This window comes from Streptomyces tubercidicus (assembly GCF_027497495.1).
GTDB classification, from domain to species: Bacteria; Actinomycetota; Actinomycetes; order Streptomycetales; family Streptomycetaceae; genus Streptomyces; species Streptomyces tubercidicus.
The window spans coordinates 1,000,393-1,014,586 of record NZ_CP114205.1; the positions used below are offsets into that span (position 1 = coordinate 1,000,393).

A 14,194-nucleotide genomic window follows, 5' to 3' on the forward strand; every position below is an offset into this window, starting at 1 on the left:
GCTGGATCAGCATGCACCTTCGTGACCTTCCGCACCCCGACCCGGGCGTCCCGGACGTCCGTACGGGCGGCGCCTTCCTCCGATGGCTCTGCCGACAGCAGCTCGGCGGCCAGCTCAAGGCCATGGCCTGGGGGCTGGTGAATTTCGGCGCCCTCGCCGCCTTCCCCCTGCCGGTCGGCCTCGCCGTACAGGCCGTGGTGGACCGCGACGGCGGCCGGCTCCTCCTGGCCGGCGGCCTGATCTTCGCCCTAGGCGTCCTGATCGCGGTCGGCAGCACCATGCTGCACCGCGCGGCCGTCACCAACTGGATCACCGCCGTCGCCCGCTTGCAGCAACTGCTCGCCCGCAAGACCACGGAACTGGGCCCGGCCATGACCCGGCGGGTGGCGGCCGGTGAGATCGTCAACGTCAGCACCGGCGACCTGCAGAAGATCGGCTCATTCGTCGAAGTCCTCTCCCGGTTCGCCGCTTCGGCGCTGACCGTGGTGGGCGTCTCCCTCGCCCTGGCCTTCTACCAGCCGGAACTGGGCATCCTGGTAGCCGTCGCGGTACCCCTCGTCGCGCTGGCCGTCCTGCCGCTGCTGCCGCCCGCGACCCGGCGCGCCGACGCCCAGCGCGAGAAGGCCGGCCAGGCCACCGAGCTGGCCTCCGACACCGTCGCCGGGCTGCGCGTGCTGCGCGGCATCGGCGGCGAACAGCTCTTCCTCGGCCGCTACCGCAGCGCCTCCCAAGAGGTACGCAAGGCCGCCGTCCGCAACGCCCGGATGTGGTCGCTGATCTCGGCCGTCCAGGTACTGCTGCCGGGCCTGCTGCTCATCGCGGTGGTCGGGTACGGCGTCCGGCTCACCCTCGACGGCACCCTCGCCGTCGGCGACCTCGTCACGATCTACAGCGCCGTCACCTTCCTGCTCTACCCACTCCAGCACTTCGAAGAGACCGCCCGCGCCTACTCGTTCGCCAAACCCTCCGCGAAGCGCACGGCCCGCGTCCTGGCACAGCACCGACCGGCCGGCGGACGCACCGAGGAGCGGGGGACGACGCCCACCGGCGCTCTGCACGACCCGGTCAGCGGTCTGACCGCCCCGGCCGGCCGACTGACCGCGGTGGTCTGCGGCGACCCCGACGCCGCCGGCCGGCTCGCCGAACGCCTCGGCGGACACCCGGCACAGACGGAGGACGACGGCGACGACGGCGGCCTGTCCGTCATGCTCGGCGGCACCCCGCTGGACGACCTGCCGAGGGACGCCGCGCGCCGGGCCGTACTCGTCCAGGACAAGGACCCGATGCTGCTCTCCGGCACGCTCGGCGAGCTGCTCGACGTACCGGCCTCCGGACGGGTCGGCGCGACGGACGCGCTGGCCGCGGCCCAGTGCGGCGATGTGCTGACCGCGCTGGCGCAGGCCTCGGCCGATGACTCGGGAGACCCGATGCTCACCTACATCACCGAGCGCGGGCGGTCGTTGTCCGGCGGGCAGCGACAGCGGCTGGCCCTGGCCAGATCGCTGGTCACCGACCCGGAGGTGCTGGTCCTCGACGAGCCGACCAGCGCCGTCGACGCCCACACCGAGGTGCGGATCGCCGACGGTCTGCGGACGATCCGGACCGGGCGGACAACGGTCGTGCTCACCTCCAGCCCGCTCCTCCTGGACCGGGCCGAACAGGTGGTGTTCCTCCAGGAGGGCAAGGCCGTCGCCGCGGCCACCCACCGCGAACTGCTGCACAGCCACCCCGACTACCGCGCGGTCGTCACCCGCGAAGTCGGCACCCGTGAAACAGACCCCGAGCCGGCGCTGTCGACCGGCCGGACCGAGGAGACCGCATGATCGGCCTGGCGCCGCCGGACCACGACCCGGACGCCCCGCAGACCCTGACGACCCTCCCCGTCGGCTCACCGGCCACCGTGCGCCACTACGTCGGCGGGCTGATCCGCCGTCACCGCGGGGCCTTCACGGTGCTGATCACCGTGAACGCGGCCGCCGTGATCGCCTCCATGGCCGGCCCGTATCTGCTCGGCGGAGTCGTCGAAAAGCTCTCCGCGGGCGCCCGCGACCTCCAACTGGAGCAAACCCTCGCGGTGTTCGCCGTCGCACTGGCCGCCCAGACGGTGTTCGTACGCACGGTCCGGCTGCGCGGGGCGGTGCTCGGTGAGCGGATGCTGGCGGATCTGCGGGAGGACTTCCTCGTACGGTCCGTGGCGCTTCCGCCGGGCGTACTGGAGCGGGCCGGCACCGGCGACCTGCTGTCGCGGATCACCACGGACGTCGACCGGCTCTCCCGATCGATGCGCGAGGCCGTACCGCAACTGGCCATCAGCGTGGTGTGGGTGGGCCTGCTGATCGGCGGGCTGACCGTGACCGCCCCGCCGCTGGCGGTGTCCGTCGCCGTCGCGCTGCCGCTGCTGATCGTCGGCTGCCGCTGGTACTTCAAACGGGCGCCGAGCGCCTATCGCTCGGAGTCCGCCGGTTACGCGGCGGTGTCCGCCGTGCTCACCGAGTCGGTGGACGCGGGCCGGACGGTCGAGGCCCACCGGCTGGGCGCCCGCCGGATCGCGCTGTCCGAGCGCCGCATCCGCGAATGGACCCAATGGGAGCGCTACACCCTCTTCCTGCGCTCGGTGCTCTTCCCTGTCATCGATCTGACGCATGTGCTGCTGCTGGGCTCGGTGCTGCTGCTCGGCGGCGCCTTCGTCATGCGGGGCTGGATCAGCCCCGGGCAGCTGACGACGGGGGCGCTGCTGGCCCAGATGCTGATCGAACCGGTCGGCTTGATCCTGCGCTGGTACGACGAGCTCCAGGAGGCCCAGGTGTCCCTGGCCCGACTCGTCGGCGTCCGGGAGATCGAGCCGGAGGCCACCGACGCGGACCGCCACCCGGACGGCCGGGACGTGCACGCCGACGGGGTGAGCTTCGGCTACCGCGCGGGCGTCGATGTGCTGCGCGAGATCTCGCTGCGGGTCCGCCCGGGGACCCGGCTGGCGCTGGTCGGGCCTTCCGGCGCCGGCAAATCGACGCTGGGCCGGCTGCTGGCCGGTATCTACGGGCCCCGCGTCGGCAGCGTCACCCTGGGCGGCGCCGAACTCTCCACGATGCCGCCCGAGCGGATCCGCGAACAGGTGGCGCTGGTCAACCAGGAACACCATGTCTTCGTCGGCTCGCTCCGCGACAACCTCCTGCTGGCACGCACCGCAGCGGCCGATGCCGAACTGTGGGCCGCGCTCGGCGCGGTGGACGCCGCCGACTGGGCTCGGGCCCTGCCCAGGGGGCTGGACACCGGGGTCGGCTCGGGCGGGCACACCCTGACGCCCGCCCAGGCACAGCAGATCGCGCTGGCCCGGCTGGTGCTGGCCGATCCGCACACCCTGGTACTGGACGAGGCGACCTCGCTGCTCGACCCACGGGCGGCCCGCGACCTGGAGCGCTCACTGGGGAGGGTGCTGGCCGGCCGCACGGTCGTGGCCATCGCACACCGCCTGCACACCGCACATGACGCCGATGTGATCGCGGTCGTCGAGGACGGCAGGATCAGCGAACTGGGCAGCCATGACGAACTGGTCACCGCCGGGGGCGCCTATGCGGCGCTGTGGCGGTCTTGGCATGGCTGAGGGGCCCCGGGGGCGCGGTGCTTGCCGGTACGGCTCGGGCGGCGGCAGACCTCGTACAGTCTGCCGCCGCCCGAGCCGAGGTGCGGAACGGCTCAGCCGCCGGAGCCGCCGCGCATCGCCTTGCGCAGATCGACCGTCTGTTGCGCCAGCGTCTTCAGATCAACCTTCTTGAGGGAGGGCGAGGTGGCCTCGCCCAACCCCAGGACATCACCGACCGAGGTGCGGTCGGCCCAGACGCACAGGGGGATGTACTCGCCCTTGCCCTTGGATATCCCGCAGCGCAGGACGGCCCCCTTGGCCGTGGGGTCCTGGAGATCGAAGTCCTTCGGCTTACCGGCCATCGCGTTGGGGGCGAACGCCGCCGCCACCCGCTGCGCGGGGTCGGACACCGTCCCCGAACCGGTGTGGACGGCCAGATTGACCGAGCGGTTGTCCTGCGGGTAGTAGACGGAGTCGACCTGGGCCAGGCCCTTCAACTCCGGGTAGGACGCGGGGTTTCGCTTCTCCGGCGGGTACAGGTCCGCGGTGGCCTGCGCATCGTAACGAAGCTCGCCCGCGGTCGACTTCACCACCTTGGGAACCGCCGCGGTGGCCCCCTCCTTCCCCTGATCCTGGCCGCTCCCCTGGCTCTGCCCTTGCCCCTGCTTCGCCTCGGTGTCCTCGTCCCCACCACCGAGCATCGAGAACGCCAGAAAGCCGCCCCCGACAAGCAGCACGACGGCCACCAGGACGACGGTCAGGATCAGTCCGGTGCGGCTCCGCTGAGGGGGCGGAGGCGGCGGCTGCGGTACGAAGCTCCCGCCCCCACCCTGGTGCGGAAATCCGGCCGACGGCGTCGATCCGTTCTGCGGCGGAACCGGTGCCCCGGGATAGGGCGGCAGCGGGGCGCCAGATCCGGCTGGTGGCATCTGCGGCGGCTGGTGGGTCACGGTTGTCGGTTCCTCATCATCGGGTGCAGGAGCCTGAACATCCTTCCGCATGCCTGGGGATGGGGGCGTCAGGGGGCTGTGGCATCAATGGCAGCGTTCGATCTTCAGGCCACCTGCGGTCACCCTGCGGATGTGGTCACCGGCGAGCATGTCGTGCGGGGAGCCGAGCCCGATCGCGCCGACCTCGTCGAGGCGTGCCCGTTGGACGGCGGTGAAGCCGACCTCCAGGGCGCCCAGATCGTCCTCCAGCCGGGCGAGAGTGGGGGCGCCGGTGATCGGTTCACCAGGCCATGCTCGAACATCGCCCCGACTTCACAATCTCGCGCTCACGGGATGCGCTGGCTCTGGTTCACGGCGAGGGTGTCCCGTCCGTCCGGCGTCGCAACCCCGTCCGGCGAAGTGAAGACCGTCACGACTTCCTCACCGGCGCCGCGCAGCGGTTGACCTCTCCATCCGGTCCGTCCTAGGGCTCATCCGACATGATCCACGGCGGGCGGTTGTCGTCGCCACGCCGAGCCGATCGGTCAACTGCCGCCCCGGACACGACCATCGGGACCGTTCTAGCTCATGGTTTCAGCGGGGGGGGCGCCGTCACCGTCGCCTCGCATCGACGACCTGCTGCTGCGCGCCGCACGTCGGAGGGCGCGCGTCCTCAGCCAGCTGGTGCAGCACCCCAGACGTTACTGATGGCACCGCAAACGTCAGAGGTAGCCGAGCGCGCCCAGACCACCGAGGCCGCCCAGCACCATGAACAGCGGCATCAGCACCTTCAACTCCACCCAGCTGCCGGCCTTGAAGCGCATGCCCTTTGGCGGGCCGACGGGGTACCAGCGCTTGCGGCCTATCGGAATGGGCCACAGGATGGGGCAGCCGGAGACGGTCAGGGCATCGCCGATGTCATGGACCAGCGCGCCGAGGACAACCGGCAGACCCAGCCAGAGGTACTGCTGCCCCGGCTCGGTGAACAGCCAGCTGGCGCCATTGCCCGGCTGATCGAGAACGCCGGCCAGGATCCAGGCCGAGGCGGCGCCCAGCAGCCACACCAGTACGTCACTGGAGACCCGTGCGGCCCGCCAGAGCAAACCCTCGATGGCGAGCACCATATGAACGAAGAGGATGCCGAGTACCGCCCAGCGCCCGCCCTGCATCGCCAGCAGGGACATCCCGCCGCCGACCAACACGGCCCACACCCAGGTGTGGGTGAGCGTGCGGTGACCTCCGTTGCGGTTCGAGTCACCGCGCATCTTGGTCGCCTTGTAGACCGCATGCGAGATGGCGTCGACCACCTCGCACAACATCCGCGAGAGCGGACCGAAGGCCCGCGAGATGGTCGCGGACTTGTGGTCGAGGTCCGGGGCAAGCGCCGCTCCGGCGCAGATCAGAGCCCCACAGACGAGCACCGGCCAAGGCATCGGATGTCCGGCGGCAGCCGCTGCCGCACCCACCCCCAGCCAGGCCGCGGCCCCGGACAGCGAGTGCGCCGGTCCCATCATGGTTCTTCCCACCCCTTGTTCTCTTGCACGTGTCCACCTGCGCGCTGTGTGGCTCTCACGCTGCTGAGCCGCTCCGCTGACGCCCGGTCGGCGACTCAGCGTAGCGTCAGATGATCTCCGCCCGAGGAGGGGGTGAGCCGTCTCCTTCCCACTCGCCCAAGACAGCACCCTCCAGCTGAGCGAAGCCAGGTGATGCCCGAGGGGCGCTGTTTACCGATGAGCTGGGGCTGATGCGGCGTCAGCAGCCAGCCGCGGGTACGACTACGGCGCGTTGCTGATCGAGGGCGAGGGGCGAGGGGCGAGCGGAGCCGAAGCGGGGACCGATGGGCGAGCAGAGGCGGGGCGACGGAAACGAGCGGGGCGGGGCGGGGCGATGTGAGGGCGACGTGAAGTGGGGGCGGGATGAGGTGGGGGCGACTCAAGGGGCAACAGGGCGAAGAGGACAAGCAAGGGTGGGTAGGGCGAAGGGGGCGAGCGGGGGGGCGGTGGGGCCAGAGGGACGGCAGCTGGGGATGGAGCGACGGCGGGGCTGGTGACTGGGGGTGGGCGAGGGGGCTGGGGGCGGTGGGTGGGATTGAGGTGGGGCAGGGCTGGACGGACTCCAGGGGCCCCTCCCCCTCCCCTCCCCCCTCCTCCGCCACCACCCCCAGCTCACTCTCGCGATCAGGCGATGCCCGATCACACGACGCCCCGATCGCACGACGGCCGATCAAACGACGCCCCGCCCCTCCCGCAGCACGGAACGGGCCCCGCTCTCACCACCAGACGGCCGCCGCCCGTCTCAGGTGATCTCCGCCACGCACCAGCTGCGCTGCCGCGCGACGCGGGCCCAGCCGACGCGACCGTGTGTCCCTGGCCGTGCACGGGTTGTAAAGACCTTGCGTGGAAGCCTCCCCCGATGTCGAGGTCGCTCAGAGCCCCACGAGGTCAACGTGGTCTCGGTTCCGTTGGCGTCGCGGGTCCGCTCGCCCTGGTGAGTGGCGACCGAAGCCGGGGTACACGGGGTCCGCGTATTCGCAGGTCAGGGCAGATGTTGTGGTGGCTCACAGGGCTCCCGCGGGTAGCTCCGAGGAAAGGGATAGGCCGTCGGGCCGGTGGTTTGTGGGGTTGTCGATCTTCGGTTGGGGGGTCTCTGGGTCGCCGGTTCCCTGATTGGGGGTGAAGGCAGGCAGTATGGGGGGCGTGACCCTCATCGATCATCTGCCGAACGACGCCGACCCCGATGCCCTCTTCGAAGCCTTTTCGGGCTGGGCCGAGCAGCAGGGCATCTCGCTCTACCCTGCACAGGAGGAGGCGCTGATCGAGGTGGTCTCCGGAGCGAACGTCATCCTGTCCACCCCCACCGGCTCCGGTAAGAGCCTGGTGGCGGCCGGTGCGCACTTCACCGCTCTCGCCAATGATCAGGTCACCTTCTACACCGCACCCATCAAGGCACTGGTCTCGGAGAAGTTCTTCGATCTGTGCAAGCTGTTCGGCACCGAGAACGTCGGCATGCTCACCGGTGACGCATCGGTCAACGCCGACGCACCGGTCATCTGCTGCACCGCCGAGGTGCTCGCCTCGATAGCGCTGCGGGACGGCAAGGACGCCGACATCGGCCAGGTCGTGATGGACGAGTTCCACTTCTATGCCGAGCCGGACCGCGGCTGGGCCTGGCAGATTCCGCTGCTCGAACTGCCGCAGGCGCAGTTCATTCTGATGTCGGCGACGCTCGGCGACATGTCGCGCTTCGAGGAGGATCTGACCCGGCGCACGGGGAAGCCGACGTCGGTGGTGCGTTCGGCCACGCGGCCGGTGCCGCTGTCGTACGAGTACCGCACGACGGCGCTGACGGAGACACTCACCGAGCTGCTGGAGACCCGCCAGTCCCCCGTCTACATCGTGCACTTCACTCAGGCCGCCGCCGTGGAGCGGGCGCAGGCCCTGATGAGCATCAATATGTGTACGCGTGCCGAGAAGGATGAGATCGCTCAGCTCATCGGGAACTTCCGGTTCACCACGAAGTTCGGCCGGAACCTGTCGCGGTATGTCCGTCATGGCATCGGCGTGCACCACGCCGGGATGCTGCCGAAGTACCGTCGGCTCGTCGAGAAGCTGGCGCAGGCGGGTTTGCTGAAGGTCATCTGCGGTACGGACACGCTCGGCGTGGGTGTCAATGTCCCCATTCGTACGGTGTTGTTCACCGCGCTGACCAAGTACGACGGCTCGCGGGTGCGGACGCTGCGGGCGCGGGAGTTCCATCAGATCGCCGGCCGCGCCGGCCGGGCGGGCTTCGACACCGCGGGCTTTGTCGTCGGGCAGGCTCCCGAACATGTCGTGGAGAACGAGAAGGCGCTGGCGAAGGCCGGTGACGACCCCAAGAAGCGCCGCAAGGTGGTGCGCAAGAAGGCGCCGGAGGGCTTCGTCAACTGGGGTGAGAACACCTTCGAGAAGCTGATCGCTTCCGAACCCGAGGCGCTGAACTCCCGTTTCCGGGTGACGCACGCGATGCTGCTGTCCGTGATCGCCCGGCCGGGCAATGCCTTCGAGGCGATGCGCAAGCTCCTGGAGGACAACCATGAGCCGCGCAAGAACCAGATCAAGCACATCCGGCGGGCCATCGCGATCTACCGCTCGCTGGTGGACGGCGGGATCGTGGAGCGGCTCGCGGAGCCGGACGCGGAGGGCCGGATCGTCCGGCTGACCGTGGACCTTCAGCAGGACTTCGCGCTCAACCAGCCGCTGTCGACCTTCGCCCTGGCCGCGTTCGACCTGCTCGACCCCGAGTCGCCGTCGTACGCGCTGGACATGGTCTCGGTGGTGGAGTCCACGCTGGACGATCCGCGGCAGATCCTGGCCGCGCAGCAGAACAAGGCAAAGGGCGAGGCGGTCGCCCAGATGAAGGCCGACGGCGTCGAGTACGAAGAGCGCATGGAACGGCTCATGGACGTCGAGTACCCCAAGCCGCTGGAAGAGCTGCTCTTCCACGCCTACGGCCTCTACCGCAAGAGTCACCCCTGGGTCGGCGACCACCCGCTGTCGCCGAAGTCGGTCATCCGCGATATGTACGAACGCGCCATGACCTTCACGGAGTTCACCTCCTTCTACGAGCTGGCGCGCACCGAGGGGATCGTGCTGCGCTACCTGGCGAGTGCGTTCAAGGCGCTGGACCACACCGTGCCGGACGATCTGAAGTCCGAGGACTTCCAGGACATCATCGCCTGGCTGGGCGAGATGGTGCGGCAGGTCGACTCCAGTCTGCTGGACGAGTGGGAGCAGCTCGCCAATCCGGAGGTGGAGACGGCGGAGCAGGCCGCGGAGCGGGCGGATCAGGTCCGGCCGGTGACGTCCAATGCGCGGGCGTTCCGTGTGCTGGTGCGCAATGCGATGTTCCGGCGGGTGGAGCTGGCGGCACTGGACAAGGTCGAGGAACTCGGCGAGATGGATGCCGAGTCCGGCTGGGACGTGGACGCCTGGGGCGAGGCGATGGACGCCTACTGGGACGAGTACGAAGAGCTCGGCACGGGTCCGGACGCGCGTGGTCCGAAGCTGCTGCAGATCGAGGAGGATGCCGCGCACGGGCTGTGGAAGGTGCGGCAGACTTTCGCCGACCCGAACGGCGATCACGACTGGGGCATCTCCGCTGAGGTGGATCTGGCCGCCTCCGACGAGGAGGGGCGCGCGGTCGTGCGGGTCACGGACGTGGGTCAGTGGTGAGGCGGCGGCTTCGGCCGAAGCCGCCGAGGGATCTGACGGAGGGTCACTGGTCATGACCAATCCTGCCGAGAGGCTGGTCGATCTGCTGGATCTTGAGCAGATCGAGGTGAACATCTTCCGGGGCCGCAGTCCCCAGGAATCGCTGCAGCGGGTCTTCGGCGGGCAGGTCGCGGGCCAGGCGCTGGTGGCGGCCGGGCGGACCACGGAAGGGGACCGCCCGGTCCACTCGCTGCATGCGTACTTTCTGCGGCCCGGCCGGCCGGGCGTGCCGATCGTGTACCAGGTCGAGCGGGTCCGCGACGGGCGGTCCTTCACCACGCGCCGGGTCGTCGCCGTCCAGCAGGGACGCACGATCTTCAATCTGACCGCCTCCTTTCACAAGCCGGAACCCGGCTTCGATCATCAGTTGCCGATGCGTCGGGCCGTGCCCGGCCCGGAGGAGCTGCCGACGGTCGCGGACGAGGTCCGCGAGCGGCTGCGCGATCTGCCCGAGGGGCTGGAGCGGATGGCGCGCCGGATGCCGTTCGAGATCCGGTATGTCGACCGGCTGCGCTGGGCGCCGGACGAGATCGAGGGTGCGGAGCCGCGCAGCGCGGTGTGGATGCGCGCGGTCGGGCCGCTGGGCGACGATCCGCTCGTCCACACCTGCGCGCTGACCTACGCCAGCGATATGACCCTGCTCGACGCGGTCCGCATCCCCATCGAACCGCTCTGGGGGCCGCGCGGGTTCGATATGGCCTCGCTCGACCATGCGATGTGGTTTCACCGGCCGTTCCGCGCGGACGAGTGGTTCCTCTACGACCAGGAGTCGCCGATCGCCACCGGCGGCCGGGGGCTGGCCCGCGGGCGGATCTACGACCGGGAGGGCAAGCTGCTGGTCTCGGTCGTCCAGGAGGGGTTGTTCAGGAAGCTCGGGGGCTGACCGGGACGGGCGACGGAGGCCGTGGCGGCGGGTGTCCGCAGCCGTCCCGGGTCTTCCCTGCGGGCCGTTTCGAGCTCCCGGGAGAGGTTGACGCGGTACCACATCACCTCATCGAACTCGTCCGCCGTCAGCACCCGTTCGAAGGATTCCCGGGCTGCCGGGGTCACCGTGATCACGGAGGCCAGAAGGGGCCTGAGCCGGCGCAGCAGGGACCGTTCCCGCGGGTCCTCGGCCACCGACGCCAGCTCCTCCGGGGGCAGCACGGCGGCGATCACCGCGGCCGCCTCCCAGGGATCGTCGGTCTGCCCCATGAGCTGGGCGACCCGTCGGCTGCGCCACTGGCGGGCCCGCCAGTCCTGTCCGCCGTCGAGCATCACCCGCATCGCCGCGGGGGTGTTGCCCCGCATCAGGTCGGGTTCGCGGTCGGCGAAGTCGCTGACCTCGGCCGCGAGATAGAGCCAGACCACCGCGCCGAAGCGGTTCACATAGAACCTGACGGGGCCGAAGCAGCCGGCCCGGGTCAGGCGCAGGACCCGTCCGGGGCCGACGCCCATCAGATTGGCCGCCTCGTTCGTGCTGACCGTGCGGATCCGTTCGCGGAGCGCGTCCGGGAAGCCCGGCTCGGCCTGCAGGCGGACGATCTCTTCCGCCGGGACCCGGCGTCGGCCGAGCGATCCGGTGGCTCCCGGCCGGCCGCCGGTCCCGGCCGGGACCGTCCGTACCTTTCCGAGCTGGGTGGCGAGCTCGAACTCGCCGGTCCTCAGCTCCAGTTCGCGAGCCGCTCGCGCCATCGTGAGCGTCTGCTGCCCGTCGCACATCACCGTCATGTCATTTCCCCCGCAACTCGATCGATCACTGACAGTGACGACTGTAGGCGCAGGCGATGACAGTGGGTCAACCCCCGCCTCAGACCTGTGGATAACTTTCCGGCTGGCGGACCGCGACACCCAGATGCTCGCCGACACGATTGACCAACAGCGTCATTTCGTAGGCGACCTGGCCCAGGTCGGCGTCGGCGCGGGCCAGGACGCACAGGCAGCTGCCGTCACCCGCGGCCGTCACGAACAACACCCCGTCGTCGAACTCGATCATGGTCTGACGTACCCGGCCGATGCCGAAGTGAAGCGCCGAACCCTTCGCGAGGCTGTGCAGCCCCGAGGCGACCGCCGCGAGATGCTCGGCGTCGTCCCGCTGCAGTCCCTCGCTCGCCCCGGTCACCAGTCCGTCGTTGGAGAGCACCAGCACATGCCGTACCTTCTCCACCCGTTTGGTCAGGTCGTCCAGCAGCCAGTCGAGTCCGCTGCTCAATGCCATTGCTGCTTCCTCCCCGTGTCATTGCCCGCACTTGTGGCCGGACCGCAGCCAGTGGTCCGTTCGACGGCTGCCGTGCCAGCCTGTCCCACCTCCGCCGTCTCGGCAAGCGGCCCCGCGGTCCGGCGTGCCACGCGGCGCCGGTTCGTGCCGCATGCCCGAGGATGTCGGCATGGCACACAAGATGACGAAGGACGAGTGGCAGAGGTTCCTTTCCGAAGGCACCCGTACCGGCAAGCTCGCGACCGTACGGGACGACGGCAGCCCGCACCTCGCACCGGTGTGGTTCCTCTTGGACGGCGACGAGCTGGTGTTCAACACCGGCGAGGAGACGGTCAAGGGCCGCAACCTCGCGCGTGACGGGCGGATGGCACTGTGCGTCGACGACGACCGGCCACCGTTTTCCTTCGTGGTGGTACAGGGGGCGGCGGAAGTCAGCCACGATCTGACGGACGTCCGTCACTGGGCGACCAGGATCGCGGCCCGCTACATGGGCGAGGAGCGGGCGGAGGAGTTCGGCGCCCGCAACGGCGTTCCGGGCGAGCTGGTGGTACGGGTGCGGATCGACAAGGTCATCGCCCTGGCGGACGTGGCCGATTGAGCCGCATGTGGCGCGGTCCGTCCGGCGCCGCGCCACATGCCGCAGGCGGTCATCCCACCGAATCCAGCACCTTGGCGGAGTGCCGCCGCCCCGCGTGCTCGACGAGCCGCACCAGCACTTCCTTGCCGGAGTCGCGGTCCCGCGCGTCGCAGAGCACGACGGGGGTGCCACGGTCCAGGTCCAGCGCGCCGGCCACCTCGTCGGCGCCGTAGGGCCCGGACTCCGCAAAGCAGTTGACGGCCACCAGGAACGGGATCGCGCGGCGCTCGAAGTAGTCGACCGCCGGGAAGCAGTCCTGCAGACGCCGGGTGTCGGCCAGGACGACGGCGCCCAGCGCGCCCTCCGACAGGTCGTCCCACAGGAACCAGAAACGGTCCTGCCCCGGGGTGCCGAAGAGGTAGAGGGACAGGCCCTGCCGGATGGTGATGCGGCCGAAGTCCATCGCCACGGTGGTGCTGTCCTTGCGGTCCACTCCCCCGGTGTCGTCGACCGTCTCGCCCACCTCGCTGAGCCGTTCCTCCGTACGCAGCGGGTGGATCTCACTGACCGAGCCCACCAGGGTCGTCTTGCCCACGCCGAAGCCGCCCGCGACTAAGATCTTCAGGGTCAACTCGGCGTCGCGGCCCGGGGCTGCGCCCTCCGGGGCCCCTTGTGCGGCGTTCATCGGCCGTCTCCTCCAGGATGTGGGTCCTGCGCGTCACGGGATATGCGGATCCATGGCTCGACGGGGGGAGCCTTCGGCGGCAGAGGGCCGCCCGAAATCCATGGCGAGGACCGTACCGCCCGCTGACAGGGTTTTCCCCGGAATTGCCAAAGCCGTCACGTCTTCCGATCAAGAAGCCCATCAACCTCCGGATTCGTGATAGTTGGACCGGGGCGCGGCATCCGCCACCGCCGTGAGTCCGGTCCGTCCGCAGCGGCGCCTCGCCCGGTGACCGGCCGGCCGTCGCGGGAGCGCCCTGTATACCTGCACCGCCGCCTCACCGACCGTCGCACTCACGGAGGACCGATGACCGACCACCACGCCGACCGTCCGGAGGAGGTCCGTGCGTTCTTCGCCACACGTGCCGCCACCTGGGACACGAAGTTCCCCGACGACGGCCCCGCCTATGAGGCAGGCGTCGCCGAACTGGGCCTCCGGGAGGGCGACCGGGTTCTGGACGCCGGATGCGGTACGGGACGTGCGCTGCCCGCGCTCCGGGCGGCCGTGGGGCCGCGTGGCACGGTGCTGGGCGCCGATCTCACGCCCGAGATGCTGCAGGCCGCCGTACGGGCCGGGCGCGACCGTGACGCGGCCCTGCTGCTCGCGGACGTGAGCCGGCTGCCGCTGCCCGACGCCGTACTGGACGCCGTCTTCGCCGCGGGTCTCCTCTCCCATCTGCCGGACTCGGCGGGCGGCCTCACCGAACTCGCCAGGGTCGTACGCCCCGGTGGCCGGCTGGCCCTCTTCCACCCCATCGGGCGGGCCGCCCTCGCCGCGCGCAAGGGGCGCGCGATCACCCCCGACGATCTGCGGGCGGAGCCGAATCTGCGGCCCCTTCTCGACAGCTGCGGCTGGGACCTCATCCGGTACGAGGACGAGGACTCCCGCTACCTGGCGCTGGCGGTGCGCCGGGGCTGACGCCGCGCACCACCGGGGCG

The 14,194-nt window shown here is 70.4% G+C and carries 11 protein-coding genes; 6 read left to right on the forward strand and 5 right to left on the reverse strand.

Going from position 1 to position 14,194, the window contains the following annotated elements; all coding sequences use genetic code 11:
• Positions 1-11 precede the first annotated feature (11 nt).
• Both STRTU_RS04250 and STRTU_RS04255 read left to right on the forward strand, forming a co-directional pair.
• Entirely contained in the window at positions 12-1,823 is a 1,812-nt protein-coding gene (locus STRTU_RS04250; protein WP_159746680.1) for an ABC transporter transmembrane domain-containing protein, read from the forward strand.
• Positions 1,820-3,601: an ABC transporter ATP-binding protein gene (locus STRTU_RS04255; protein ID WP_159742300.1), complete on the forward strand. Its 1,782-nt coding sequence runs from the start codon at positions 1,820-1,822 to the stop codon at positions 3,599-3,601. Before STRTU_RS04250 ends, STRTU_RS04255 begins: the two co-directional genes overlap by 4 nt.
• A gap of 92 nt (positions 3,602-3,693) precedes the next feature.
• On the opposite strand, the gene STRTU_RS04260 is transcribed toward STRTU_RS04255, so the two are convergent.
• Positions 3,694-4,530, reverse strand: a complete 837-nt coding sequence (locus STRTU_RS04260; RefSeq protein WP_159742301.1) for a hypothetical protein — start codon at positions 4,528-4,530, stop codon at positions 3,694-3,696.
• A 701-nt stretch (positions 4,531-5,231) separates the two neighbouring features.
• A complete protein-coding gene (locus STRTU_RS04265) occupies positions 5,232-6,023 on the reverse strand; it encodes a metal-dependent hydrolase (RefSeq protein WP_159742302.1) in 792 nt (263 codons plus the stop codon).
• Between the two features lie 1,182 nt (positions 6,024-7,205).
• Here STRTU_RS04265 and STRTU_RS04270 point away from each other — a divergent pair.
• Together STRTU_RS04270 and STRTU_RS04275 are read left to right on the forward strand one after the other, a co-directional pair.
• Positions 7,206-9,719, forward strand: coding sequence for a DEAD/DEAH box helicase (locus STRTU_RS04270; RefSeq protein ID WP_159742303.1), 2,514 nt, complete (start codon positions 7,206-7,208; stop codon positions 9,717-9,719).
• Positions 9,720-9,771: 52 nt separating this feature from the next.
• Positions 9,772-10,641: an acyl-CoA thioesterase gene (locus tag STRTU_RS04275; protein WP_159742304.1), complete on the forward strand. Its 870-nt coding sequence runs from the start codon at positions 9,772-9,774 to the stop codon at positions 10,639-10,641.
• Here the strand turns inward: STRTU_RS04275 and STRTU_RS04280 are convergent.
• Positions 10,572-11,468 carry a DUF6397 family protein gene (locus STRTU_RS04280; protein WP_272591784.1) on the reverse strand — a complete coding sequence of 299 codons (897 nt, stop codon included), beginning with the start codon at positions 11,466-11,468 and terminating at the stop codon, positions 10,572-10,574. The genes STRTU_RS04275 and STRTU_RS04280 overlap by 70 nt on opposite strands.
• 79 nt (positions 11,469-11,547) lie before the next feature.
• Positions 11,548-11,955: a roadblock/LC7 domain-containing protein gene (locus tag STRTU_RS04285; RefSeq protein WP_159742305.1), complete on the reverse strand. Its 408-nt coding sequence runs from the start codon at positions 11,953-11,955 to the stop codon at positions 11,548-11,550.
• A gap of 169 nt (positions 11,956-12,124) precedes the next feature.
• On the opposite strand from STRTU_RS04285, the gene STRTU_RS04290 reads away from it, so the two are divergent.
• Entirely contained in the window at positions 12,125-12,553 is a 429-nt protein-coding gene (locus STRTU_RS04290) for a PPOX class F420-dependent oxidoreductase (protein ID WP_159742306.1), read from the forward strand.
• 49 nt (positions 12,554-12,602) lie between these two features.
• On the opposite strand, the gene STRTU_RS04295 is transcribed toward STRTU_RS04290, so the two are convergent.
• Positions 12,603-13,217, reverse strand: a complete 615-nt coding sequence (locus STRTU_RS04295) for a GTP-binding protein (protein ID WP_159742307.1) — start codon at positions 13,215-13,217, stop codon at positions 12,603-12,605.
• 345 nt (positions 13,218-13,562) lie between these two features.
• Between STRTU_RS04295 and STRTU_RS04300 the strand changes: the two genes are divergently transcribed.
• Positions 13,563-14,174, forward strand: a complete 612-nt coding sequence (locus STRTU_RS04300; protein ID WP_159742308.1) for a class I SAM-dependent methyltransferase — start codon at positions 13,563-13,565, stop codon at positions 14,172-14,174.
• The last annotated feature ends 20 nt before the right edge of the window (positions 14,175-14,194 follow it).